Source organism: Lentzea sp. NPDC060358 (genome assembly GCF_042725365.1).
Lineage (GTDB): Bacteria > Actinomycetota > Actinomycetes > Mycobacteriales > Pseudonocardiaceae > Lentzea.
In genome coordinates, this window is the sequence record NZ_JBHXCW010000042.1 from 1 (window position 1) to 24,477 (window position 24,477).

At 72.7% G+C, this 24,477-nt stretch carries 25 protein-coding genes; 3 read left to right on the forward strand and 22 right to left on the reverse strand.

The genetic code is table 11. The annotated features are described in order from the left end of the window. On the forward strand, positions 1–276 hold a 276-nt coding region (locus ACFWGZ_RS12235), incomplete at its 5' end, for an SDR family oxidoreductase (protein WP_382451529.1). A gap of 7 nt (positions 277–283) precedes the next feature. Here the strand turns inward: ACFWGZ_RS12235 and ACFWGZ_RS12240 are convergent. The 11 genes from ACFWGZ_RS12240 to ACFWGZ_RS12290 all read right to left on the reverse strand — a co-directional run bounded on the left by ACFWGZ_RS12240 (position 284) and on the right by ACFWGZ_RS12290 (position 11,171). Beyond that, complete coding sequence (locus ACFWGZ_RS12240; protein WP_382451530.1) at positions 284–1,168, reverse strand: LLM class F420-dependent oxidoreductase; 885 nt, start codon at positions 1,166–1,168, stop codon at positions 284–286. Beyond that, a complete protein-coding gene (locus ACFWGZ_RS12245; protein WP_382451531.1) occupies positions 1,165–2,733 on the reverse strand; it encodes a class I adenylate-forming enzyme family protein in 1,569 nt (522 codons plus the stop codon). Before ACFWGZ_RS12245 ends, ACFWGZ_RS12240 begins: the two co-directional genes overlap by 4 nt. Continuing rightward, positions 2,730–3,698, reverse strand: a complete 969-nt coding sequence (locus tag ACFWGZ_RS12250) for an amidohydrolase family protein (RefSeq protein WP_382451532.1) — start codon at positions 3,696–3,698, stop codon at positions 2,730–2,732. The genes ACFWGZ_RS12245 and ACFWGZ_RS12250 overlap by 4 nt, the downstream gene beginning before the upstream one ends. Positions 3,699–3,700: 2 nt before the next feature. Continuing rightward, on the reverse strand, positions 3,701–4,870 hold the full coding sequence (locus tag ACFWGZ_RS12255) for a thiolase family protein (RefSeq protein ID WP_382451533.1): 1,170 nt from the start codon (positions 4,868–4,870) through the stop codon (positions 3,701–3,703). 13 nt (positions 4,871–4,883) lie between these two features. Continuing rightward, positions 4,884–5,696 (reverse strand): SDR family NAD(P)-dependent oxidoreductase, encoded by an 813-nt coding sequence (locus ACFWGZ_RS12260; protein ID WP_382451534.1) that lies wholly within the window; start codon positions 5,694–5,696, stop codon positions 4,884–4,886. Continuing rightward, positions 5,696–6,865, reverse strand: a complete 1,170-nt coding sequence (locus ACFWGZ_RS12265; protein WP_382451573.1) for an acyl-CoA dehydrogenase family protein — start codon at positions 6,863–6,865, stop codon at positions 5,696–5,698. Before ACFWGZ_RS12265 ends, ACFWGZ_RS12260 begins: the two co-directional genes overlap by 1 nt. A 94-nt stretch (positions 6,866–6,959) precedes the next feature. Continuing rightward, positions 6,960–7,859: an SDR family NAD(P)-dependent oxidoreductase gene (locus tag ACFWGZ_RS12270; protein WP_382451535.1), complete on the reverse strand. Its 900-nt coding sequence runs from the start codon at positions 7,857–7,859 to the stop codon at positions 6,960–6,962. A gap of 34 nt (positions 7,860–7,893) precedes the next feature. Then, on the reverse strand, positions 7,894–8,550 hold the full coding sequence (locus tag ACFWGZ_RS12275) for an ABC transporter ATP-binding protein (protein ID WP_382451536.1): 657 nt from the start codon (positions 8,548–8,550) through the stop codon (positions 7,894–7,896). Then, positions 8,543–9,364 (reverse strand): ABC transporter ATP-binding protein, encoded by an 822-nt coding sequence (locus tag ACFWGZ_RS12280; RefSeq protein ID WP_382451537.1) that lies wholly within the window; start codon positions 9,362–9,364, stop codon positions 8,543–8,545. The genes ACFWGZ_RS12275 and ACFWGZ_RS12280 overlap by 8 nt, the downstream gene beginning before the upstream one ends. Continuing rightward, on the reverse strand, positions 9,361–10,266 hold the full coding sequence (locus ACFWGZ_RS12285; RefSeq protein ID WP_382451538.1) for a branched-chain amino acid ABC transporter permease: 906 nt from the start codon (positions 10,264–10,266) through the stop codon (positions 9,361–9,363). The genes ACFWGZ_RS12280 and ACFWGZ_RS12285 overlap by 4 nt, the downstream gene beginning before the upstream one ends. Positions 10,267–10,283: 17 nt before the next feature. Beyond that, positions 10,284–11,171, reverse strand: coding sequence for a branched-chain amino acid ABC transporter permease (locus ACFWGZ_RS12290; RefSeq protein WP_382451539.1), 888 nt, complete (start codon positions 11,169–11,171; stop codon positions 10,284–10,286). Positions 11,172–11,408: 237 nt separating this feature from the next. On the opposite strand from ACFWGZ_RS12290, the gene ACFWGZ_RS12295 reads away from it, so the two are divergent. Further along, entirely contained in the window at positions 11,409–12,671 is a 1,263-nt protein-coding gene (locus tag ACFWGZ_RS12295) for an acetyl-CoA hydrolase/transferase family protein (protein ID WP_382451540.1), read from the forward strand. After that, the gene (locus tag ACFWGZ_RS12300; protein ID WP_382451541.1) at positions 12,668–13,153 is read left to right on the forward strand and encodes a MaoC family dehydratase; all 486 of its coding nucleotides are present in this window, start codon (positions 12,668–12,670) and stop codon (positions 13,151–13,153) included. Before ACFWGZ_RS12295 ends, ACFWGZ_RS12300 begins: the two co-directional genes overlap by 4 nt. A 57-nt stretch (positions 13,154–13,210) precedes the next feature. Here the strand turns inward: ACFWGZ_RS12300 and ACFWGZ_RS12305 are convergent, their stop codons facing one another. The 11 genes from ACFWGZ_RS12305 to ACFWGZ_RS12355 form a co-directional block, all read right to left on the reverse strand. Beyond that, positions 13,211–14,365 (reverse strand): thiolase, encoded by a 1,155-nt coding sequence (locus ACFWGZ_RS12305; RefSeq protein WP_382451542.1) that lies wholly within the window; start codon positions 14,363–14,365, stop codon positions 13,211–13,213. Continuing rightward, positions 14,362–14,748 (reverse strand): Zn-ribbon domain-containing OB-fold protein, encoded by a 387-nt coding sequence (locus ACFWGZ_RS12310; RefSeq protein WP_382451543.1) that lies wholly within the window; start codon positions 14,746–14,748, stop codon positions 14,362–14,364. Before ACFWGZ_RS12310 ends, ACFWGZ_RS12305 begins: the two co-directional genes overlap by 4 nt. After that, the gene (locus ACFWGZ_RS12315) at positions 14,745–16,280 is read right to left on the reverse strand and encodes an AMP-binding protein (RefSeq protein ID WP_382451544.1); all 1,536 of its coding nucleotides are present in this window, start codon (positions 16,278–16,280) and stop codon (positions 14,745–14,747) included. Before ACFWGZ_RS12315 ends, ACFWGZ_RS12310 begins: the two co-directional genes overlap by 4 nt. Next, a complete protein-coding gene (locus ACFWGZ_RS12320; RefSeq protein ID WP_382451545.1) occupies positions 16,277–17,302 on the reverse strand; it encodes an acyl-CoA dehydrogenase family protein in 1,026 nt (341 codons plus the stop codon). The genes ACFWGZ_RS12315 and ACFWGZ_RS12320 overlap by 4 nt, the downstream gene beginning before the upstream one ends. Next, a complete protein-coding gene (locus ACFWGZ_RS12325; RefSeq protein ID WP_382451546.1) occupies positions 17,299–18,501 on the reverse strand; it encodes an acyl-CoA dehydrogenase family protein in 1,203 nt (400 codons plus the stop codon). The genes ACFWGZ_RS12320 and ACFWGZ_RS12325 overlap by 4 nt, the downstream gene beginning before the upstream one ends. Continuing rightward, complete coding sequence (locus tag ACFWGZ_RS12330) at positions 18,498–19,391, reverse strand: LLM class flavin-dependent oxidoreductase (protein WP_382451547.1); 894 nt, start codon at positions 19,389–19,391, stop codon at positions 18,498–18,500. Before ACFWGZ_RS12330 ends, ACFWGZ_RS12325 begins: the two co-directional genes overlap by 4 nt. A gap of 19 nt (positions 19,392–19,410) precedes the next feature. Further along, entirely contained in the window at positions 19,411–20,211 is an 801-nt protein-coding gene (locus tag ACFWGZ_RS12335) for an LLM class flavin-dependent oxidoreductase (RefSeq protein WP_382451548.1), read from the reverse strand. A gap of 28 nt (positions 20,212–20,239) precedes the next feature. Further along, a complete protein-coding gene (locus tag ACFWGZ_RS12340; protein WP_382451549.1) occupies positions 20,240–21,424 on the reverse strand; it encodes an ABC transporter substrate-binding protein in 1,185 nt (394 codons plus the stop codon). A 139-nt stretch (positions 21,425–21,563) separates the two neighbouring features. Beyond that, entirely contained in the window at positions 21,564–22,415 is an 852-nt protein-coding gene (locus ACFWGZ_RS12345) for a MaoC/PaaZ C-terminal domain-containing protein (protein ID WP_382451550.1), read from the reverse strand. Positions 22,416–22,439: 24 nt separating this feature from the next. Continuing rightward, entirely contained in the window at positions 22,440–23,351 is a 912-nt protein-coding gene (locus tag ACFWGZ_RS12350) for a hydroxymethylglutaryl-CoA lyase (protein ID WP_382451551.1), read from the reverse strand. Then, positions 23,351–24,415: an acyl-CoA dehydrogenase family protein gene (locus tag ACFWGZ_RS12355; protein WP_382451552.1), complete on the reverse strand. Its 1,065-nt coding sequence runs from the start codon at positions 24,413–24,415 to the stop codon at positions 23,351–23,353. Before ACFWGZ_RS12355 ends, ACFWGZ_RS12350 begins: the two co-directional genes overlap by 1 nt. Positions 24,416–24,477 lie beyond the last annotated feature (62 nt).

The window sequence follows — 24,477 nt, forward strand, 5'->3', positions numbered from 1 at the left end:
GGCGTCCTGTGGTCCAAGGCGCTCGCGCGGACCGTCGCGGCGGACGGCGTCACCGTCAACTGCGTGGCCCCCGGCCGGATCGACAGCGAACAGGTCCGGCTCGCGTACCCGACCGAGGAGTCACGCGCCGCCCTGGTCCGCGACCGCATCCCCGCCGGCCGGTTCGGCAGGCCGGAGGAGGCCGCCGCCCTCGTCGCCTTCCTGGCCTCCGGCCCCGCTTCCTACGTGACCGGCGAGTCGTTCAGCGTCGACGGCGGCATGCGCCGGTCCATCTGAGACCGGGTCAGCCGCCGACGATCTCGAAGTAGCGCCGCATGTCCTTCTCGTAGTTCTCGTCGCCGATGCGCGGCGAGACCACGACCTCGTCGATGCCGATCCTCATCGCCTCCTCGATGTAGGCGCGGTCGTCCTCCCAGTCCTTCTCCGTCTTGCCCTTGCTGCGCCGCCCGACCTTGAGCGACAGCTCGGACATGTCGCGGCCCGCGGCCTCCATCAGCACCGACAGCTTGTCGATGAAGACCTTGATGTCCTCGTGGGTGCGGCTGTACCCGGCCCAGCCGTCGCCGTAGGCCACGATCCGCTCCAGGGTGGCCTTGCTGTTGCCGCCGACGATCACCGGCAACCGCGGCTGCGCCGGCTTCGGGAAGCAGTACAGCGGCTCGAACTCCACGAACTCGCTGGAGAACGAGGTTTCTTCCTCTTCGGACCACAGGGCGCGCATCGCCCCGAGGTAGGCGTCCATCCGCGCGCCTCTGCGCTCGAACGGCACGTCCAGCGCGGCGTACTCCTCCTCCGACCAGCCGACCCCGACGCCGAGCTGGAACCGGCCGCCGGACAACCGGTCGACGCTCGACACCTGGCGCGCCGTGACGATCGGGTTGCGTTGCGGCACGACGAGGACGTACGTGCCGATCCGCAACGTCGTCGTCACCGCGGCGATCGAGCCCGCGAGCACGAGCGGGTCGTACACCCCCAGCGTCTTGTGCACCTCCTGCGCGCCACCGGACTCGTAGGGGTACTGCGAGGAGTAACTCGGGAAGAAGACGACGTGCTCGGGCAGCCACACCGAGTTGTAGCCGATCTCCTCGATCAGCGCCGCGGCGTCCATCGACCACCGCCCGTCGCGCGGCCCGGCCGCGGGGAACAGCTCACTGATGCCCAGCTTCACCGCTGGCCTCCTGTCGTGTCGATCGAGTCGGCCACCTGCTCCTTGAGCACGTGCTTCATCACCTTCATGGCCGCGTTGCGGGGCAGCGCGCCCAGGAAGAACAGGTGCACGGGCTTCTTGAACCCGGCGAGCTGGGACCGGGCGAACTCCCGGACCTCGTCGGCGGTCGTGGTGGCGCCCGGTCGCAGGACCACGGCCGCGGAGACCGCCTCGCCCCAGCGCTCGTCCGGCAGCCCGAACACCGCCGCCTCCACGACGTCGTCCATCAGCAGCAGGACGCGCTCCACCTCGGCCGGGTAGACGTTGGCGCCCCCGGTGACGATCAGCTCCTGCGCCCGGCCCGTGAGGTAGAAGTAGCCCGCCTTGTCGCGGTAGCCGAGGTCGCCGGTGTGGTAGGCGCCGTCGCGCAACGCCTCGGCCGTCTTGTCCGGGGCGTTGTGGTAGCCGGAGAACATCGTGTCGGCCTCGATGACCAGCTCGCCGATCTCCCCCGCCGGCAACGGTGTCCCGTCCGCGCCGGCGACCCACATCGACGACGTCGGCAACGGCCTGCCGACGGAGGCGAAGATGTCGTCCGCCTCGCCGCCCCCGCGCCAGTCCGCGCGGTTGGTGATCGTGATCGGCCCGACCACCTCGGTCATGCCGTAGGTCTCGACGAGCCGGTCGTCGATCAGCGCGACCAGGTCGGCGGCCAGTTCCGGCGGCAGCGGGCCGCCGGAGTGCAGCACCGACTGCAACGTGTCGAGGGCGGCCGGGTGCGCGCGCAACGCCGCCATCAGGCCGGGGATGAGCGGTGTGAGGCCGAGGGTGAACGTCGCCTTGTGCTCCACCATGTGCCTGCCCCACTCGTCGGGGGTGGCGCCGGGGATGAACGCGACCGTGCTGCCGGTGTAGAAGTGCGGGAAGATCACGCCCCACAGGCCGGACACGAAGGACCAGCCGCCGGGGAACGCGGCGTGCCCCCGCAGCGGGAACCGGTACGCGTACGGGACGAGCTTGATGCAGTTGACGACGGCGCGGTGGCTGACCAGGACGCCCTTCGGGAACCCGGTGGTGCCGCTGGTGTAGCCGACCAGCGCGGTGTCCTCAGGGAAGACGTCGGTGCGCACGGGCTCGGGGGACGCGGCCGACAGCGCCGCGGCGTAGGACTCGGCCCCCGCGGGCGGGTCGCCGCCGATCGCGAACCAGGCGGTGAGGCCCGCGGTCGTGGTGGCGGCCGCGGCCACCGCGGCGGGACCGTCGGTGTGCACGAGCGCGACCGCGCCCGAGTCGGACACGACGTGGTCGACCTCGGGCGGGGTCAGCCGGTCGTTGACGTGCACGGCGGTGTAGCCGCCGAGCGCGAGCCCGACGTAGACCTCGAGCGACTCGACGCGGTTCGCCCCGAGCATCGCGGCGACGGACGACCCCGGCTCGACGCCGCGGTCGCGCAGCGCGTGCACGAGCCGCCACCCCTGCTCGACCACCTCGCCGAAGGTCCGGCTCTGCCCGCCGGCCAGCACGGCGACGCTGTCGTGGAAGCGCCTGCCGGCGTTGGCGAAGAGGGTTCCCAGCACGTCGCTCATGCGAACTCCTTCAGATCGAACAGCCGAACCGCGTTGCCCGCGAGGAAGAGCTCCAGCTCCTCGCCGCTGAAGACCGCGGCGTCGCCCTGGTACGGGGAAGCCAGGTCGCGCACCATGCCGAGGAACCGCGCCAGGTCGGTCCCCTCGGGGTCCTCCCGCGGGCCCCGGCAGATGTCGGACCCGAAGATCAGCCGGTGGGCCCCGATCTGAGCGCGCATCATCCGCACCCTCCGCCGGAACTCACGGTAGTCCACAGTGGCCAGACGCTGCCACAGCGACAGTTCCAGATAGGCGTGCTGCCAGCCAGTCGCGCAGTCGAGCGCCTCGCTCCACCACGCCTCGATGCCCGCGTGGGCGAAGGAGACCCGCAGCGTCGGGTACGACGCCAGCACGGCGGCGACCTCGGCGGGCCGGCAGCGCACCACCTGCAGCGGGTCGCCGCCGAGCGGGCTGCAGTGCACGACGGCGGGCAGGTCGCGCTCCACCAGCTCCTCGAACAACCACGCGTGCGCGGGGTCGCGCAGGTCCCAGCCCGCGGCCGGGTAGAGCTTGAACCCGCGGCAGTGCGGGTGCGATGCCGCCTCCTCGAACAAGGTCCTGGCGTCGGGGTGCCGCGGGTCGAGGCCCGCCGCGAAGTAGAGCCGGCCCTCGTTGCGCGCGCAGATCTCCTCGTACCGGGCGTTGAGCGCAGCGATCGGCAGGTGCTCGCCGGCCGGGGCGCCCACGATGGTCCAGTCGACGACCGGGATCAGGCCGGCCGCGACGCCGACGCGGTCGAACGCCGCGATCGTCAGGCCCGCGTCCGGGTCGCTCTGGCCCACGGCGACGTGGCCGAGGACGTCCTCCGGGTCCCGCTCCGGCAGCCGCCGTCCCGCGCCCTGCCGGGCCCAGGCGCGCCGCAGCCCCTCCGGGAGCCAGGTGGCGTCCCACACGTGCATGTGGGCGTCTATGACGAGATCGGACACCGTCACCCCTTCCCGAGCACGTGCACGCTCGACACGGCGGTCAGCCAGTCGACGACACCGCCGCCGATCTGGACCACCGCCCGGCGCGGGCCGTCCAGTTGCAGGTCGCCCGCCTCGCCGCGCAGCTGCTGGACCACGTCGTGGACCTGGGCGAGACCGCTGGCACCGAGGGCGTGACCGCGGCCGACCAGCCCGCCGGACCGGTTGACCGGCATCGCGCCGTCCGCCGCCGTGACGCCGTTCATCGCCCAGCGCTGTTCCTCGCCCGGTACGCAGAGACCGACGTCGGTCCACGCCATCAGCTCGTACGCGACCGACGCGTCGTGCACCTCGGCCAGGTCCATGTCCTGCGGCCCGAGACCCGCCTGCTCGAACGCCGCACGCGCCGACGCCTCGACCGCGTTGGGGGCGTCGGGCCGGTCCGCGGGAGGACGGGTGGCCATCCGGGAGGCGAGGACGTCGACCGATCGGGCCGTGGGCTTGCTGGTCACCACCACGGCGGCGGCGCCGTCGCTGACCGGCGAGCTCATCAGCACGGTCAGCGGCTCGACCACCACGCGGGCGTTGAGCACGTCCTCGGGGGTGCCGCCGAACCGCCGGTGCGCGAACGGGTTGAGCCGCGCGCTCTCGAGCGACCGCGAGGTGACCCTGGCCAGCCCCTCCATCGTCACGCCGCGCTCGTCGAACAGCGTGGCGGCCAGGCGCGCCTGCCGGTCGACGAACGGGCTGCGTTCCTGTCCCGCGCCGTCGCCGGTCGCGAAGCCCTGCTCGACGTCCATGCCCGCCGCGTACGCGCTGAACGTGCGTTGCCGGTCCTCGTGGTTCGCCTTCTCGACGCCGAGGGCGAGCACCGTGTCGTACATGCCGGACGCGACGGCCATCCACGCGAGGTGCAGGGCGTTGCCGCCGGACGCGCAGGCGTTCTCGACGTTGTGGATCGGGATGCCGGCGAGCCCGAGCGGGTAGCCGACGACCTCTCCCCGGATGCACTCCTGACCGGTGATCAGCCCGGCGAGAGCGTTGGAGAAGAACATCGCCTGGACGTCCCCCACCGCGATGCCGGCGTCCGCGAGCGCGGCGTCGACCGCCACCTTGCCGAGGTCCTTCATGGACCTGTCGAGGAACTTCCCGAACGGGCTCATCCCGACGCCACTGACGACGACCTTGGTCATCTGCTGCTCCTGTTCACGAGAGGACCGGCGGAACGGGCCAGGCGGCGCTCACGCCGCCGTCCACGAGCAGGCTCTGCCCGGTCACGTACCCGGCGTCGTCGCTCACGAGGAAGGCGACCGCGCCGGCGGCCTCCTCCGGGCGGCCCTCCCGCCGCATGGGCACGACCGCCGCGCGGGCACCGCCGGGCGCGTCCCCGAACTCGCGGCGCACCAGCGCCGAGTCGATGTTGCCGAGCACCACCGCGTTGGCCCGGATGCCGCGGTCGGCGTACCGGACGGCGACGTGCCGCATCACGGCGAGCTGCGCCGCTTTCGTCGCCTCGTAGGACAGGGAACGCCTGCTGCTGTAGACCCCGGCCGTGGAGCCGACGAACGCGAACGCCCCGGACCCCTGCGCCAGCATGGGTCCGAGCGCCGCCTGCGCGGTCAGCCAGTGCGAGCGGACGTTGACGTCCGAGGAGAACTCCCAGTCCTCCAGGCTCTGCACCTTCAGCGGTTCCCGGCCGGACAGGCCGACGTTGCACACGACGACGTCGAGCCGGCCGCCGAACTCGGCCGCGGCGGCCACCGCGGCCCGGCAGGAGGCGGGATCGACGGCGTCGACCTCGACGGCGAGGCCGGGGACGGCGAGGTGCTCGACCGTCGCCTCGGCCCGTGCGAGCACCTTGTCGCCGACGACGACCGTCGCGCCCTCGGCCGCGAGGCGCAGGGCGATCGCGCGCCCGTTGCCCATCGGCAGGGCCTCACCCGGCCGCGCGGGGCCGTCGCTGCCGCCGCCGAGCACGTAGGCCACCCGCCCTTCGAGGCGGCGCTGTCCCGGTGCCATCAGTAGCTCCGCGGCAGGCCGAGCACCTGCTGGGCGATGAAGTTGAGCGACATCTCCTGGCTGATCGGCGCGAGCCGCATGATCCGGGCCTCCCGCCAGTAGCGCTCCACGTGGTACTCCTGCGCGTAGCCGAGCCCGCCGTGGGTCTGCACCGCGCGGTCGGCCGCGTCGTAGCCGGCCTCGGCCGCGAGGTACTTGGCCATGTTGGCCTCCGCACCGCAGGACAGCCCCGCGTCGTACCGGGCGGCAGCGATCATCGTCATCTCCCAGGCGGCTTCGAGCCGGGCGTAGGAGTCGGCGAGCGGGTGCGACAGCGCCTGGTTGCTGCCGATCGGGCGGTCGAACACCCGGCGCACCTTGGCGTAGTCGGTGGCCCGGCGCAGCGCGGCCTGCCCGATGCCGGTCGCCTCGGCGGCGATCAGGATCCGCTCGGGGTTGAGGCCCGCCAGGAGGTGCTTGAAGCCCTTGCCCTCCTCGCCGACGAGCCGCCAGCCCTCGACCGGGAGGTCGTCGTAGAACGTCTCGCAGGTGGCGACCGCGTTGCGGCCGGCCTTCGCGATGGGCTGGATGGCCACGTGGGCCGGGTCGAGGTCGACGAGGAAGAGGCTGAGCCCGTCGAAACGGCCGCGCTCGGTGTCGGGGGCGGGCGCGGTGCGGGCGAGCAGCAGCGCCACCGACGACTCGAGCGCCTTGCTGGTCCAGATCTTCTGGCCGCTGATCCGCCAGCCGTCGCCGTCGCGCACGGCACGGGTCTTGATCCGGGACGTGTCCGTGCCCGCGTCCGGCTCGGTGACGGCGAACGCGACGTGCAGCTCCCCCGCCGCGGCGGGCGGCAGGAACGTCTCCTTGAGACGGTCGTTGCCGTACTTGATGACCGGCTGGAGGCCGAACACGTTCATGTGCAGGGCGGTGCAGCCGTTCATGGCCGCGCCGGACGCCGCGATCTCGCGCAGCAGGATCGCCGCCTCGGTCACGCCGCGCCCGCCGCCGCCGTACTCCTCGGGGATGGCGAGCCCGACCCACCCGCCCTCCGCCAGCGCGGTGAAGAACTCCCAGGGGAACCGGTGGTCGCGGTCGCACGCCGCCCAGTACTCGTCGTCGAACTCGGCGACGCGCTCACGGATCGCCTTGGCGATGAGCTCGTGCTCGGGATCGCGCAGCTCACGCATCGTCGTCACCCCACAAAGGAAAGTCCATCTGAAATCTAGCGTTTGCTTTACTCATCTGACAGGTCCCCGCACCCCGGGAGGGTGCCGGGGTGACTCAGGCGTCGGCGCGGTCCGCGTCCAGCAGTCCGACGAGGACACTCATCTCCTGCTGGAAGGTCGTCATCACCTCGGCCGTCGCGGGGTCGTTCACCTCGTCCCAGCTGTCGCGCAGAGCCTCCGGCGTGACGTCACGGGAGAAGTAGCCGGGGGTCTGGGCGATCACGACCCTGGCCACCCGGCCGCCGCCCACGTTGTAGACCTCGCCGGTCGTCGCGCACTCCTGCGCGGCCAGCCAGAGCACGACCGGGGACACCAGACCCGGGTCGAGGCGGTCGGCCAGGTCGCCGAGCAGGTTCTCGGTCATCCGCGTGCGGGCACCGGGCTCGATCGCGTTGACCTGGATGCCGTTGCGGGCGCCCTCGATCGCGAGGGTCTTGGTGACGCCCCAGATCCCGGCCTTGGCGGCGGCGTAGTTGGTCTGACCGAAGTTGCCGAACAGGCCGGCCGCCGACGTCGTGTTGATGATCCGGCCGTACCCCTGCCCGACCATGACGGGCCAGGCGGCCTTGCTCATCCAGATGGTGCCACCGAGGTGCACGTCGAGGACCGGGCCGACCTCCTCGGGCGTCAGCTTCGCCATCGAGCGGTCGCGCAGGATGCCCGCGTTGTTCACGAGGACGTCGAGCCGGCCGAAGTTCTCGGTCGCCGTCGCGACGACCGCGGCCGCGTTCTCCGGGGTGCTGACGTCGTTGGTGTCGACGACCGCCTTCCCGCCCGCGGCCCGGATCTCCTCGGCCACCTGCTCGGCGGGCGAGGCCTCGCCGTCCGCGCCGCCGAGGTCGTTCACGACGACCGCGGCACCACGGGCGCCGAGCAGCAGTGCGTGCTCGCGGCCGAGTCCGCGTCCGGCGCCGGTGACGACGGCGACCCGTCCGTCCAGCCTGATCTCGCTCATGGTGGGTGGGCTCCTTCTGGTTCAGCCGGGTGGTTCAGCCGAAGAGGGCGGACATGACTTCCTCGCGGCCGCGCACGGCGTCCGCGGTGCCGTCGGTGACGATCCGGCCGCGCTGCATCACGTAGACGCGTTCGCTGACGGCCAGGGCGAGCTCGGCGTTCTGCTCGACGAGCAGGATCGTGGCCCCGCCGGTGTGCAGGGTCTCGATGGTCTGGAACAGGACGTCGACGATCGCCGGGGCGAGGCCCATCGACGGTTCGTCGAGCAGCAGCACCTTCGGGCGGGTCATCAGCGCACGCCCGAAGGCGAGCATCTGCTGCTCGCCGCCGCTCATCGACGCCGCGAGCTGACCGCGCCGGTCGGCGAGCCGGGGGAAGAGCTCGAAGACCTCCGCGAGCTGCTGCCGTTGCTGGGCCTTGGTGGCGCGCCCGCTGTACGCGGACAGCTCGAGGTTCTCCAGCACGGTCAGCGGTGGTGCCACCTGACGTCCCTCGGCGACCAGCGCGACCCCGCCCCGGACCACCTTGTGGCACGGCCACCCGGTGATGTCCCGGCCGTCCACGGTCACCGAGCCGCCCGCGGGCTTGTGCAGGCCCGCGATCGTGTTCAGCGTGGTGGTCTTGCCGGCGCCGTTCGAGCCGATGAGGGCGACCAGGGTGCCCTGGGCGACCTCGATGTCGACCTCACGCACCGCCTGGACCGCACCGTGCGCGGCGGAGAGTCGCGATACGCGCAGCATCGGATCGCTTGCCAAAGTAGGCCTCCTTGACCTCGTCCTGCTCCAGGCACCACGTCGGCGCGCCCTCGGCGAGCAGGGCGCCGGAGTTCATCACCGAGACGGTTTCGCAGTAGTCCTCGACGAGCCGCATGTTGTGCTCGATGAGGATGAGCGTCAGGCCGAGGTCGCGCAGCTCGACCAGCAACCGGCCGACCTCCTGGGACTCGGCGTCGTTCATGCCCGCGGTCGGTTCGTCGAGCAGCAGCACCCGCGGGTTGGTCGCCAGCGCCCTCGCGATCTCGACCCGGCGCTGGTCGCCGTAGGACAACGTCTCGGCCAGCGCCGAGTGCGACGCCCGGCAGCCGACCCGGTCGAGCAGCTCGGCGGCGCGTTCCCGGGACTCCCGGCGCTCCCGCCGTTCGGCCGGGTTCAGCAGCAGGGCGCCCGCGATCGTCGACCTGCGCTGCGCGTAGGCGCCCGCCACCACGGTCTCCAGCACGGTCAGGCCGGGGAACAGGCGGATGTTCTGGTAGGTCCGCCCGACGCCCTGCTGCGCGATGCGGAACGGCTGCATCCGGGTGATGTCCTGCCCGAACACCTCGATCCGGCCGGAGTCGGCCTGGATGAAGCCGCTCACCATGTTGAGCACGGTGGTCTTGCCTGCGCCGTTCGGGCCGAGGATGCCGTGGATGCGGCCGGGCGGAACCTGGATCGTGACGTCGTCGACGGCCTTGAGACCGCCGAACGCCTTGGTGAGGCCGGTGATGCCGACCGCCGTCCCGCTCACGAGTTCACCTCCGCACGCGCGGCGGGCCGGGAGTCCGGCTCGCCCTGTTCCGGGTCACCGCGCCGCCAGCGCGAGCGCGCCAGCCGCAGGCGCCGCACGTCGACCAGGCCTCGCGGCATGTAGATGATGATCACGACGAGGAGGACACCGGTGACGACGCCGTCGTACTCCCCCATCGGTTCCCGCAGCAGCTCCGGCAGGATCGTGAAGACGATCGCGCCGACGATCGGCCCGAGCCAGTGGAACGCACCGCCCAGCACGACCGCCGCGAGCGTGACGAAGCCCAGGTGGGTGTAGAAGGTGTCCGGCCCGATGTAGCGCAGGAAGCTCGACTGCAGGATGCCGGCGGCGCCGCCGAGGGCACCGGAGATCACCATGCCGACGAACTGGATGCGGCGCGGCGAGATCGCGAGCGTCTCCGCGACGGCGGGGTCCTCGCGGACCGCGTCGGCGGCGAGCCCGAAGCGCGAGCCGGCGAGCCGGGCCAGCACGTAGGCGGCGAGGACCAGGGTCCCGATCAGCCAAGCCCACGTGCCGAGGTCTCCCGGCACGAGGGTGCCGGTCGCGCCACCGGTCTGCTCCGGCAGGTTGAGGATCAGGACCCGCCCGATCAGCACCATGGCGATGGTGGCCATGGCGAGGTAGTGGCTGTCGAGCCGGATCAGCAGGCCCGCCGTCACGGCGCCGAGGGCGGCGCCCATCACGGCACCGAGCAGCAGGCCGAGCAGCGGCGGCATGCCCAGCACCCCGGCGAAGTAGCCGAACGTGAACGAGCTGACCGCACCGAAGAAGACCGGTGCGAGGCTCAGGACGCCCGTCCACAGCGAGGCGTAGACCGCCAGCGCGAAGAGCGCGTTGACCCCCGCGAACTGCAGGGTGGTCATCCAGGCAGTGATGCTCATGAGTCGTCTCCCCTCGCTCAGGCTCGGACGAGCTGTCGTTCGCCGAAGATGCCCTGGGGCCGGAACACCAGGACGATCAGCAGGACGCCGAAGGTGATCGCGTCCCGGAAGCCGGACGAGATGTACTGCGCGCTCATCACCTCGATCACGCCGATGCCGACACCGAGCAGCGCGGCACCGCGGATGTCGCCGTAGCCGCCGACGACGACCGCGGCGAACCCCTTGAGCAGCAGGGCCTCACCGATGCCGAACGACACGTTGTTGTCCGACAGCGCGGCGAGGACACCGGCCAGCCCGGCGATCGCGGCGGCGAGGAACGCGACCGCGATCAGCACCAGACGGGCGTTGACGCCGACGATGGTCGCCGAGCGCGGGTCCACCGAGACGGCGCGGACGGCCGCGCCGAACCGGCTGCGGGTGAGCAGGAGGTGCACTCCCGTCACGACCACCACGAGGGCGACCACGCTGATCAGCTGCGCGGGCAACAGCAGCAGCCCGGCGACCTGGATGCGCTCGGCGGGCACCGCCTCGGCCGGGTAGCCGGTGGCCGTGGGGCCCGCGAAGGCCTCGGCGAGGGTGAGCAGCACGATCCAGATGCCGATGCTCGCGATGATCGGGGCGAACGTGCCCGCGTTGCGCTTGCGCAGCGGCTCGAAGGCGACCAGGTCGGCGGCCACGCCCAGCGCTCCCGCGAAGACGACGCCGGCCACGAGCGCGAGCCAGAAGCTCAGCCCCAGTTCGGTCACCAGCCAGTACGACGACAGGGCGCCCCACGTCGCGAACGTGCCGTGGGCGACGTTCAGGATGCCCATCTTGGCGAGGATCAGTGAGAACCCGACCGCGAAGAGTGCGTAGATCGCCCCGAGCGCGATGCCGTTGAGCAGCTGTTGCATCAGCAGTTGCACGGAACGGTCCTCCTTTGGACGAGCGACGCCGGACCGGCCCTGTGCTGAATCAAGCGCTCGCTTTAAGCGAGTAACGCACTTCACAGCACGCCGTGTCAATGAGGTAAATCAAGCATTTGCTTAAATTGTCGGCAGAGGTTACGTTCGCCGCACGACCGCGCACGCAGGGGCAGCCGACGTGCACTTTCCGTGGCTGCGCCCGCACAGCGCGGCACCGTCCGACCAGGAGGTGATCTCGTGCCGCTGCCCTCCACCACCACACCGGGTGACGCCGTGCGCCGCGTTCCGCCCGGTGCCGCGATCGTCGCGTCACCCGGATGTGGGACGCCCGAGACGCTGCTGACGCACCTCGCGGCCGCCGCGGACCTGCTCGGCGGGCCGACCCTCTACTCCGGACTGCAGCTCGGCGCCTACCCGTTCCTCGGCGCCGCGGCCGAGGGGCTGCTCCGCTACCGCACCTGGCACCCCTACGGGCCCGCACGGGCGGCGCTGTCCCCCGGCCGGGTGGACTACGTCCCGGCCCGCGCGTCCGCCGTCCCGCGCCTGCTCGACCAGTGGGAGACGTCGGTCGCGCTCGTGCGGGTGTCCCCGCCGGACCGCAACGGCTGGTGCAGCCTCGGGCCGTCCGCCAGCTACGTGTGCCACGCGGTCGCGCGGGCGGCGCTGGTGATCGCCGAAGTCGACCCGGGCACCCCGCGCACGACCGGCGACTCGATGCTGCACGTGACGCAGCTCGACGTGCTGGTGGACGCGGACACGCCGATGTGCGAGTTCCCCGCCGCCGCCCGCGACGAGGTGAGCGACCGGGTGGCCGCGCACGTGCTCGGCCTGCTGCCGCCGGAACCGACGCTGCAGCTGGGCATCGGGGCCGTCCCGGAGGCGATCACCGCGTTCCTCGCCGAACGCGGCGCCGGGCCGGTGCGGGTGGTCGGCATGGCCAACGACGCGATGGTGGACCTCTTCACGCGCGGGCTGCTGCGGTGGACCGACGTCGGCGAGCACCCCGCGATCCGCGCCGCCGAGCTGATGGGGACGCGCAAGCTCATGGAGTTCGCCGACGGCAACCCCGCGGTGGTGCTGCGGGACAGCCGCTCCGCGCACGACCCGCGGGTGCTGGGCAGGATCCCCCGGCTGGTGACCGTGAACTCGGCGGTCGAGGTGGACCTCGCCGGCCAGGTCGGGTCCGAGCTGGTGCGCGGCCGCCAGGTGTCCGGCATCGGCGGTGGCGCCGACTTCGCCGAGGCGGGGTTCGCCTCGGACGGCGGCCTGTCGATCATCGCGCTGCCCTCGGCCACCCCGGACGGCCGGCACAGCCGCATCGTGCGCCGGCTCGGCGCCGACGTCGTGTCGCTCGCCCGCCACACCCCGGACGCCGTGGTGACCGAGCACGGCGTCGCCTGGCTCCGGGGCCGCACCGAGACCGAACGCGCCGAGGCCCTCGCCGCCGTCGCGCACCCCGGCCACCGCGCCGGCCTCACCGATCCCGAGGAGACCCCATGACCGTCCACACGCGACGCGGCCGCTACTACGAGGAGATGGTCCCCGGCGACGTGTTCAAGCACGAGCCGGGCCGCACGATCACCGAGGCGGACAACGTCCTGTTCTGCAGCATCACCCTCAACACCCAGACGCTGCACCTCGACGCGGTGAAGTCGGCCGAGTCCGAGTTCGGCCAGCGCCTGGTGAACAGCCTGCTCACGCTGGGCATCGTGTGCAGCATCGGCGTTCCCGACCTCACCCAGAAGACGACGATCGCCAACCTGGGCTTCGACAGGATCGCGTTCCCCGCCCCGGTGTTCATCGGCGACACGCTCTACTGCGAGACCGAGATCAAGGACCGCAGGCCGTCGAAGTCCCGGCCGGGGCAGGGCATCGTGACGCTCGAGCACCGCGGCCTCAACCAGGACGGCGTGCTGGTGTGCTCGGCGGTCCGCTCCGCCCTCGTGCGGTTCCTGCCCGAGGGCGAGACCGCCCTCCCCTGACCACGACGTGAGGCCGGCCATCCCGCGCAGGGGTGGCCGGCCTCGTGCTCGCCGGGGTCAGAGGGTGGCGGCGCTGCCCAGGACCAGGGTGCCGGAGCTCATGAACATGCCGCCGACACCCGTGCACACGCTCACGTCGACACCGTCCACCTGGGCCGGAGCGGTGCCGCGGACCTGCCGGACCGACTCCTGGATGGCGAACATGCCGTACATGCCGGTGTGCGTGTAGGACAGGCCGCCGCCGTTGGTGTTCATCGGCAGCCGGCCGCCGGGAGCGGTGTTGCCGTCCGCGATGAACGCCGGTGCCTCGCCGCGCCCGACGAACCCGAGGTCCTCCAGGCCGTAGATCGGGACGTGGGCGAAGGCGTCGTAGATCATCAGGTGGTCCACGTCCGCGTGCGCCAGGCCGGACTGGGCGAAGGCGCGTTCACCACCGATGCGGATCGCCCGCGACGACGTGAGGCTCTCCAGCCCGGAGACCACGGAGGACTCGCTGGACTCCCCCGCCCCCAGCACGTACACCGGCGGCGCCGGCAGGTCGAGCGACCGGGCGCGTTCGGCGGAGGTGAGCACCAGCGCGCCGCCGCCGTCGGTGACGAGGCAGCAGTGCAACAGGTGCACCGGGTCGGCGATCACGGGCGAGGCGAACACGTCCTCGACGGTGATGGGGTCGCGCAGCTTGGCCCGCGGGTTCCTGGCGGCCCACTGCCGTTGCACCACCGGCACCATCGCGAGCTGCTCGCGGGTCATGCCGTACTCGGCCATGTACCGCCGCACGCCCATCGGGAACAGCGACGGCGCGCCGACAGGGCCGTGCGGCACCTCCAGCTGCGCCATGAACGACTGCGGCGCCGGCGCCCACGGCACCATGCCCACCCGCGACCGCCCGGACTCGCCGTGGGTCACGAGCACGGTCTCGCACAGGCCGGCGCTGATCGCGGCCATCGCGTGCCGCACGTGCAGCATGTACGACGAGCCGCCGACGTTCGTGCCGTCCAGGTACTCCGGGACGATGCCCAGGTAGTCGGCGACGTCGACGGGCATCTCCCCCGCCGACGCGACGCCGTCGACGTCGGCCGGGGTCAGCCCGCAGTCGGCGAGCGCGTTGAGCGCGGCGTCGACGTGCAGCTGCAGGGCGGACATGTGCGGGATCTTGCCCAGTTCGGTGCTCTCGGCGGCACCGATGATCGCGACGGCTCCACGCAGGCTCACTCGGCCACCTCGAAGCAGACGACGCGGCGCTCGCCGCGTTCCTCGAACGCCACCCGCACCGCCGCGTCGACCTCCAGCGACTCGGGCCGGTCGGTGCGGATCAGGGCGGTCAGGTGCGGTCCCTCCGCGAGCCGCACGACGCCCAGCGCGTAGGGGGCCTCGAACCCGGCCGGGGCGCGGTGGTTGACCACGAACGACAGCAGCACGCCGTCACCCGCCGCCGGGACCAGCTCCACCGAGCGCGCACCGCACCGGGGACAACTGCTGCGCGGGTAGAGGAAGAACGACGCGCAGGCCGTGCACCGCGGCACCGTCAGCTCGCCGGCGTCGATGCGGTCGAACCACTCGCGGGTGTCCGGAGTGGACGTTGGAACGGGTTTCACGGGGTCCCTTCCCGGACGAGATCGGGCAGCAGGTGCTTGCGGAGCTTGCCGTTGGCACCGCGCGGCAGCTCGGCCACGACCTGGTACCGGCGCGGCAGCTTGAAGCGCGCGAGGCGCTCGGCGAGGAACGGCGCGAGCAGCGCGGCGACGTCCCCGGTCCACAGTGGAGAGCCGGGCGCGACCTGGAGGACCGCGCACGCCCGCTGTCCCCATTCGGGGTCGGGCAGGCCGACCACTCCGGCGTCCTGGACGTCGGGGTGCTCGAGCAGCGCGGCCTCGACCTCGGCGGGGTAGATGTTCACCCCGCCGCTCACGATCACCTCGGCGGTGCGGCCGAGCAGGTACAGGTACCCGTCCTCGTCGAGGTGGCCGAGGTCCCCGACCGTGACGAAGTCGCCGACGCGGGAAGCCCGGGTCTTGGCGTCGTCGCCGCGGTAGGAGAAGGCGTGCGCGCCCATCCGCAGGAACACGCGCCCGGTCTGCCCGGCCGGCACCTGCTCGCCGTTCGCGTCGAGCACGCGCACCTCGGCACCGGGCTGCGGACGGCCCACGCTGCCGGGGCGGTCCAGCCACTCGGCGCTGGTGATCGCGGTACCCGCCGCCTCGGTCGCGCCGTAGTACTCCCACACCACCGGCCCGAACCACGCGATGACCTCGCGCTTCACCGACTCCGGGCACGGTCCCGCGCCGTGCACGAGGTTGCGCATGCTCGACACGTCGTGCGCCGCGCGGACGTCCCCGGGCAGGCGCAGCAGCCGGTGCAGCTGCGTCGGCACCATGTGGGTGGTGGTGACGCGGTGCTCCTCGATCAGCCGCAGCACGCGCTCGGCCTCGAAGTGGTCCATCAGCACGACCGCGTGCCCGAAGTGCAGCGACGTGACCGCCAGCCCGCTCACCGCGGTGTGGCTCAGCGGTGACGTCACCAGGTGCACGCCGTCGTCGAGCGGCGTGATGCCGAACATGCCGAGCTGCCAGGCGGCACCGGCGGCGAACACGTCGTCCGGGTCGCCCTCCGGCAGCTTCCGCAGCACGCCCTTGGGCCTGCCGGTCGTGCCGGAGGTGTAGCCGAGGTACGAGCCCGGCGACCGGTCCTCGAGCGGACCCGCCGGCAGCCCGGCGATCTCGGCGGTGAGGTCGCGGAACCCCTCGGCGGGCCCGAACGAGAACCGCCGGTCCGCCGGGAAAGCAGCCGCGCGCAAGGTGTCCGCGTGTGCCCGCGAGCAGAAGACGGCCACCGGGGCGGCGTCCTCGACGATGTAGCCGACCTCGGCCGTGGTCAGCGCGGTGTTGACCGGCACGTAGTAGGCGCCGATCTGCTGGCAGGCGAGGACGAGCGCGAGCGCCCACGACTCGTTGGCGACCACCCCGACCACGCGGTCGCCCCGCTCCAGGCCCAGCCCGCGCAACAGGCGGGCGGTCGCGTTGGCGCGGGCCAGCAGCTCGCCGCGGGTGGTGCGGGTGCCGTCCGGTTCGACGACGGCCAGGGCGTCGGGTGTGGTGACGGCCAGCCGCCAGAACCCCAGCCCGCTCATCCGCGCCGCTCCTCGGTCACCCGCGCGAGCAGCTCGCGCGCCAGGTCGCGGCGCAACGCCTTCGTCGTGCCGTAGGACGCGGCGAGGCCCATGACCCGCTTGAGCCAGATGTGCAGGTGGTACTCCCAGGTGAAGCCGATCCCGCCGTGCAGCTGCAACGCGGTGACGTTCGCCCTCGCGGCCGCGTCACCGGCGTAGGCCTTGGCGGCCGCCGCACGGCGTGGTCCGTCCGGCTCGTCGACGGCGTCGAACGCGGACAGCGCCGCGGCCGTGGCCATGTCGACCACCACCGCCAGGTCGGCGGCCTTGTGCTTCACGGCCTGGAACGACCCGACCGGCCGGCCGAACTGCTCGCGGACGCCCACGTACTCGACGGTGAGGTCCAGCAGTCGTTGCGCGGCGCCCGCGAGCATGCACGCGGCACCGGCGATGGCGAGCGTCCGCGTCCTGGCCACGACCGCGCTGTTCTGACCCAGCGGTGTTCCCGAGCCGACGAGAACGACCCTCGCGAGTGGACGCAGCGGGTCCTGTGCGGGAACGGGGTCGACCTCGATCTCCTCGCGGGTGAACGCCCGGACGACGCCGTCCTCGGCGAGGTCCAGCAGCAGGTCGGCGTCGGCCGCGTACGGGAGGAACGGGGTCAGCGCGCCGAGTCGGACGACGGCGATCGCGTCGCCCGCGGCGATCCGGCCGAGCCACTCGTCCGCCACCGGTACCGGCAGCGCTCCCAGCACGGACGTGGCGAGCACGGCCGTCTCCAGGAACGGCTCGGGCACGGCGTGCCGCCCGAGGCTGTGCAGCACACCGGACAGGTGCGCCGGGGACAGTCCCGCACCGCCGTGCTCCTCGGCGACGAGCGCGGAGACGAGGCCCGTCTCGGTGAGCCTGCCCCACAACGCGGCGGTGTGCGCCGTGCCGTCGGCGAGTTGGGCCCGCAGGTGGTCGAGCCCGCAGTGGGCCGTGAGCACGTCGCCGGTGAGCTCGTCGAGCTGGCGGCGGTCCTGGTCCAGGGTGTCGGTCATCGTCGCGGCTCCATCGGCAGGCCCAGCACGCGTTCGCTGATGATGTTGCGCTGGATCTCGTTCGTGCCGCCGAAGATCATGGCGGCGCGGGCGTACCAGTAGCGGTGGTGCCACCGCGACCACGCGCGCAGCGTGGCGGGGTCGGCGTCCGGCAGCGCGCCCGGATCGCCGACGACGGCGCCGTCCTCGGCGAGCAGCCGGATGCCGGTGTCGAAGATGTCGTGCTGCATCTCGGTCCAGAAGACCTTGTTGATGCTGGCCGTGCTGTCGAGCTCGCCGCCGGCCTCGGCCCGCGCGGCCAGCCGGTGGACGTTGGCCCGGTAGACCTCGGTCTGCACCAGGACCCGGCCCAGCTCGTCGAGTGCCTGCGCGTCGTCGTCGAGGCCGCGGGCCGCGATGAGCGCGGCCAGGTCCGCGACGTCGCCGGAGAACTTGGCGTGGTCGCCGAACACGGCGCCGCGCTCGAACCCGAGCGTCGACATCGCGACCGCCCAGCCGTTGTCGACGCCCCCGACGACGTTCCCGACCGGGACGCGGACGTCGGTGAAGAAGACCTCCGCGAACCCGCGGGTGCCGTCGACCATCGTCAGCGGCCGGACCTCCACCCCCGGTGAGCGCAGGTCGATGCACAGGAACGAGATGCCGCGGTGCTTGCGCTCGCGGCCCGCCTCGGGGTCGGTGCGCACCAGCGCGAAGATCCAGTCGGCGAAGCCGCCCATCGAGATCCAGATCTTCTGGCCGTTGACCACGAACTCGTCGCCGTCGCGCACCGCGGACGTCCGCAGCGAGGCGAGGTCGGAGCCGGAGCCGGGTTCGCTGAAGCCCTGGCACCAGATCGTGCGGCAGGCCAGCAGGTCGGGGATCCACCGGGCGCACTGCTCGGGCGTGCCCCACTGCATCAGCACCGGCCCCAGCAGGTAGAGCCCGCCCATGTTGATCCGCTCCGGCGCACCGGCGCGGTAGTACTCCTCGGCGAACGCGATCGACCGGCTCAGACTCGCGTCGCGGCCGCCGTACTCCGACGGCCAGTCGACGGCGGCGTACCCGCCCTCGAAGAGCCTGCCCTCCCAGGCGCGGTGCAGGTCGAACCCCTCCTGCCCGGTCCACGCCGGCAGCGGTTCGGCCGGCACGTTCTCCGCGAGCCAGGCGCGGACCTCGGCGCGGAACTCCTCGACGCCGCCCGCGTCGGCGGCGCTCATGCCGCGAGTCCCAGCGCGTCGGAGACGGACTTCATGGTGTCGGCGTAGTCGTGCACCTGCATCCTCAGCGAGATGTTGACGCCGTCGGCACCGAGCTCGCGGTACCGGTCGACGACGGCCGGCAGCGCGGCCATCTCGCCGGTGAACCGGAGTCCGGCGATCACGTGCTGTTCCTCCCTGTCCTTCCCGGCCGCGTCGAGGTGCTCGCGGTAGGTCCGGTGGTGCTCGGCGAACTGCGACGGGGTGAGGTTCCAGGGGTACCAGCCGGTCGCGACCGTCGCGGCCCGGCGCAGCGCGGCGGGCGAGTGCCCGCCGACGAGCACCCTCGGCATCGGTGCGGGGGTGCGCGGGTAGACGCCGTCGGGGTCGTCCCACAGCCGGGTGAGCTCGGCGATGCCCTCGCCGCAGCGGCGGCCGCGGGTCTTGAAGTCCGTCTGGCAGGCCGCGAACTCCTCGGCCGACCAGCCCACGCCGACCCCGAGGTCGATCCGGCCGTCCGTCAGCTCGACCGCGGTCATCAGGTCCCTCGCGAACAGCCGCGGGTTGCGCAGCGGCAGCAGCAGGACCGAGCTGCCGATCCGCAGCCGGGTGGTCGCCGCGCAGACCTCCGCGGCGGCCTGGAGCACGTCGATCAGCCCCTGGTCCGCCGCGGCCTCCACGCGGGCCGTGCCGTCCACGGTCTTGTTGTGCCGCTCGACCTTCTCGGGATCGGTCGCGGACGGTGCCTCCGGGTACGGGTACGCGGAGGTGTACTCGTCGAAGAACACGATGTGCTCCGGCAACCAGATGCCGGTGAACCCCAGCTCCTCGGCCGTGCGGCCCAGCTGGGCCATGAAGTCCGGGTTCCTCTCGGGGCTGCCGTCGAACAGGTCGACCAGACCGATCTCCACGCCGTCCTCCTCTCGCGGCTCAGGCGAACGCCGCGATGGCGGCGATCTCGTCGTCGGTGGGCAGGTGGTCGAGCTCGGCGACGAGTTCGTCGACCCTCACCGGGAGCACGTCGACCGCCTCCCTGGCGGCGGGCAGGTCGGCGACCGGCACGCACCAGGTGCGGCGCACCCCGCCGGCGGCGTCGCCGAGCACGCCGGCGAGCACCGCGGCGGAGGCCACCAGGCCGGCGGCACCCTCGCGCCAGGTCAGCCAGCCGGCCGGCGCGCCGCAGGCGGCGACGTACCGCTCCAGGGCCTCGGTGGTCGTCGCGCGGAGGTGGGTGGCGGGCACCCGGTCCCCCGCGGGCTTCGGCAGCGCGATCGCGCCGTTGAACTGGACGTGCTCGCCCTGGTGCGATGCGCGCCGCTGCGTCCACAACGCGCGCATCGCACCGAGGTTGTCCAGTCCGCGGCCGAGGTGGTCGCCGGTGTCGCGGAACGGGTCGGCGAGGACGGCGGGCGGAGCGGCGAGGTCGAGCCCCAGCTCCAGCCGGCCGCCGGCGAACCAGTCGAGGCTCGCGATCTGCTTGGCCCTGACCGCCGCGCTGTGCAGGGCGAGGAGCTCACCGGACAGGCCGAGCCGGATCCGGCCGGTCGCCCCGGCCACCCGCTGCATTCCCAGCACCGGGTCGTGGGCCCGGTCCGCGGCGGCCTCGCGGTCACCGTGCGCCCACCAGGAGGCGAGACCCGCCTCCTCGGCGGACGCGGCGGCCCGCGTGATCGCCGCGCCGAGCGGCTGCCCGCCCGTTGTCCGGAAACCGCAGGCGATTCCGATGTCCATCGACGTCCTCTCCCTCATGCGGCGGTGGTCAGCGCTTCCACTCCACGAGCACGCCGTCCTTGCTCCACTCCAGGTACGCGCCCTTGCCGCTCAGGCTCGCCTGACCGTTCTTGTAGGACAGTTCGCCGTAGACGGTGTCCTGCTTGCTCACCTTCTGCAGCGCGTCCGCGACCTTGGACGGGTCCTTGTCGCCGGCCTGCTTGATCGCCTCGGCCATCAGCCACATCGCGGTGTAGCCCTGCGCCCCGTACATGTCGGGGTCCTTCTGGTACTCCGCCTTGTAGTCCGCGGTGAACTTGGTGGCGCGCTCGTTGGTCGTGAAGCCCGCCTGGAACGGCACCGCGAACAGGGCGCCCGCGAGACCGCCGCCGGAGGACTTGAACAGCTCGGCGCTGTCGACGCCGTAGCTCGTGAGGATGCGCTTGCCGTAGTCGCGCTCGCGCAACGACTTCGACAGCAGCGCGGCCGGGGTGCCGAGCATGCTGGCGACCACCGCGTCCGGGTTGAGCGACTGCACCTCGGTCGCGGCCTGCGTGTAGTTGGTGTCGGCCGCCGAGGTGTTGATCGTGCGGACCACGTTCACGCCGTTGCGCTCGAGCGCGGCCTTCCAGACCTTGGCGTCACCGACCATGCCGTCGTTGTCGGAGGTGACCACCATGACCGCGGTCTTGATGCCCTCCTTCGGCACGACCGTGTCGACGAACTGGTCGTAGAGGCCACCCGACTCCGCCGGCAGGACCACCGGGCGGTAGACGTAGGGCGGCTCGGCGAGGCCCGCGAGGATCGCGGAGGACACGATCGCGGGGACCTTGCTCTGCTTGATCATCGGGGCGAGCGCGCCGGCCTCGGAGGAGAGCCCGCAGCACAGGACGCCGGAGGCGCCGTCCGCGACGTACTGCCGGTAGAGCGCGATGGCCTTCGCCGGATCGCCCTTGATGTCGTCGATCTTGAGGTCGACGGTCTTGCCGTCGCCGAGGTAGCCGCTCGCGTTGATCTCCTTCACCGCGAGCTTGGCGCCCTCGGTGATCGGCACGCCCGCGAAGGCGGCGGGCCCGGAGAGCAGAGCGGGGAAGCCGACGAGGTACTTGGTGCCGGCACCCGCGTCCGCGGCGCCGCCGCATCCCGAGAGCGCGACGAGTGCGGCAGTGGTGGTGATCGCCGCTGTGACCGTGCGGAACCGGCGCCACTGCCGGCTGGTGGTGAGTCGAGACACGGGCGTCCCTTTCTGACCAACGGGTCAAGCAAGCGCTTGAGCCAAGTAAAGCAAGTGCTTGATATTAGGCACGGTGACTCCGGTCACGCAATGGTCTGAGCTGCATTTCCGCATTTCCGGACCGGTCGGTGACACACCGTCATGCAGTGCGGAGCCCGAACCTCCCGCGGTCGACGACCGCGTCGCCGGCCGGGGTCAGGACGCGGAACACGCCCGTGCCGCCGTCGTTCCACACGACCAGGCGCAGGGGGTCGCCGGGCAGGACGGGCCGGGTGAAGCGGCCAGCCATGGACCGCAGGCCGCTCGCGTCGCCGCCGGCGAGGTGGTTGACCAGCAGCCGGGTGACCCAGCCGTAGGTGCACATGCCGTGCAGGATCGGGCGGGCGAACCCGCCGCGGGCCGCGAAGGCCGGGTCGGCGTGCAGCGGGTTGCGGTCCCCCGTGAGCCGGTACAGCAGCGCCTGGTCCGGCCTGCTGGCGAAGTCGATCTCGAGGTCCGGCGCCCGGTCCGGCGCCGTCCACGCGGGGCTGGGGCCGCGGTCGCCGCCGAACCCGCCGGCACCGCCGAAGAACCCGCCGAGGCGGCTGCGCATCAGCCGCCGGCCGGTCTCCGCGTCGACCAGCTCCGACTCGGTCCACAGCAGCGCGTGCGGGTCCTTGTCCCAGATCTCGGTCACCGTCGTCGTCACGTGCGCCGTGCCCGCCGCCGGGATCGGTCCGTCCACTTCGAACTCCTGCTCGGCGTGCACCGCCCGCGCCGGGTCGAAGTCGCCGACGTCGGGCAGCCCGTCCGCCACGCTCAGCACCACGCCGAAGGACGGGATCACCTGCTGGGCGACGCCTTCGCTGTTCTCGGTGGTGTAGGCCAGCTCGGCGAGCGGGTCGTCCTGGCCCGCGCCGACGGCGAGCGCGTAGAGCAGCGAGTCCCGGTCGGTCCAGGTGACGGTGCGCGGTCCGGTGACCGTGCCGACGCGGGTCGGGTCGAGTGGCATCGCGGTTTTCCTTCGCTGGAGGGGTCAGGCGGACAGGCGGGTGCGCGGACCCGCCTTGAGCACCCTGGACGGCAGCTCCCGGCCGACGAGGCGCTGCGCGAGCGCGGCGACGCCGAGGAGGCGGTCCAGGTCGACACCGGTCTCGACGCCGAGCTCCTGCAGCAGGTACACCGCTTCCTCGGTCGCGATGTTGCCGCTCGCGCCGGGCGCGTACGGGCAGCCGCCGAGGCCGCCGACGCTCGCGTCGAACCGCTCCACACCCATCTCCAGGCCCGCCACGAGGTTCGCCATGCCGGTGCCGCGGGTGTCGTGCAGGTGCAGGGCGAGCGGCGCGCCGGCGTCGAGGTCGCGGAACCGGCCGACGAGGCGGCGGACCCTGGGCGGCGAGCCCATGCCGGTGGTGTCTCCGAAGCAGATGCTGTCCGCGCCGTCGCGGCGGGCCCTGGCGGCGTACGACGCGACGACGTCCTCGGCGATCTCGCCCTCGTAGGGGCATCCGAACGCGGTCGCGACGATCACCTGGCAGGTCGCCCCCGCCGCGTGCGCCAGGTCGATGACCTCGGCGATGCCGTCGAGCGACTGCTCCGGGGTGCGGTTGAGGTTGCGCAGGTTGTGGGTGGCCGACGCCGAGACGACGACCTCCAGGTCGCGGAAGCCCGCGTCGAGGGCACGGCGGGCGCCGAAGAGGTTGGGCACGAGCGCCGAGTACCGCACGTCGTCGCGGCGCTGCACGGCCAACCACACCTCGGCGGCGTCGGCCATCTGCGGAATCGCCCTGGGGTGCACGTAGGAGACGGTCTCGATCTCCGTCAGCCCGGTCGTGCCGAGCGCGTCGACGAGCTCGACCTTCCCGGCCGTGGGCACGGGCGGCTCGTTCTGCAGGCCGTCGCGCGGGCCGACCTCGCGGAGCACGACCCGCGAGGGCACGTCGCCCATCAGAAGCCCTGCTCGGTGGCGACGAGCGCCCGGTGGGCGGTCGGCGTCCCGTAGAGCGCGCGGGCGGTCGTTACGCGCCGGAAGTGGTGCGAGATCTCGTGTTCCCATGTGAACCCGATGCCGCCATGCACCTGGACCGCCTCGCGCAGCACGACCATCGCGGCGTCACCCGCGCGGACCTTGGCCGCGGACGCGGCGAAGCGCCAGTCGGCGGCGCCGTCCGACGCGGCGGCCAGTGCCGCGAGCACGGCGCTGGTCGCGGTGGTCAGTTCGGCGTACATGTCGACGAGCTTGTGCTTGATGCTCTGGAACGACGCGACCGGGCGGCCGAACTGCGTGCGGTCCACCGCGTAGTCGCGAGCGAGCCGGAAGGCCCGGTCGGCGGCGGCGAGGGCGTCGACCGCGGTGAGCAGCGCGCCGGTCAGCCACGCGTCGCGCACGGCGCCGGCCACGCCGTCGGCCACCAGCGACGCCGGGGCGCCGTCGAGGTCGAGCAGGGCGAGGCCCTGACCGGGGTCGACCGCCTCCATGGCCGTGACCCGCACACCCGGTGCCGTGGCGTCGACCAGCACCAGCTCGTCGCCCGACGTCGTCACCAGGAACGCGGCGGCGTGGGTCCCGCTGTGGACGAACGTCTTGCGCCCGCTCACCACCTGCCCGTCGAACCGCGTGGCGGCCTCCAGCGCGACGCCAGCCCCGTCCTCGTGCAGGGCCGGCACCACGACCAGCCCCTGCTCGGCGAGCGCCCGGCGCAGGCCGGTGTCGTCGGCGGGGTCGACGAGGCGCAGCAGGGTCACCGCGACTCCCGAGGCCGCGACCAGCGGGCCGGACCAGCCGCACCGCGAGGCCTCGGCCACCGCGGCGGCCAGTTCCGTGAGAGTGGCGCCCTGACCGCCGTGCTCGTCCTCGACGAGCAGGGCGGCGGCACCGACCTCCTCGACCAGTCCCGTCCACAGCTCGGGCAGGCCGGCGCCGCCGCGGCGGCTGACCTCCACCGGGCTGCGCTGGTCCATGAACCGGGCGAACACCGGCGACAGCTCGGCGCTGAGCATCAGACCCGACACGCCTCTCCTCCCGTTGTGAATCAAGCGCTTGCTATGCAGCGCTGACGGGGAGGCGCCGGTGG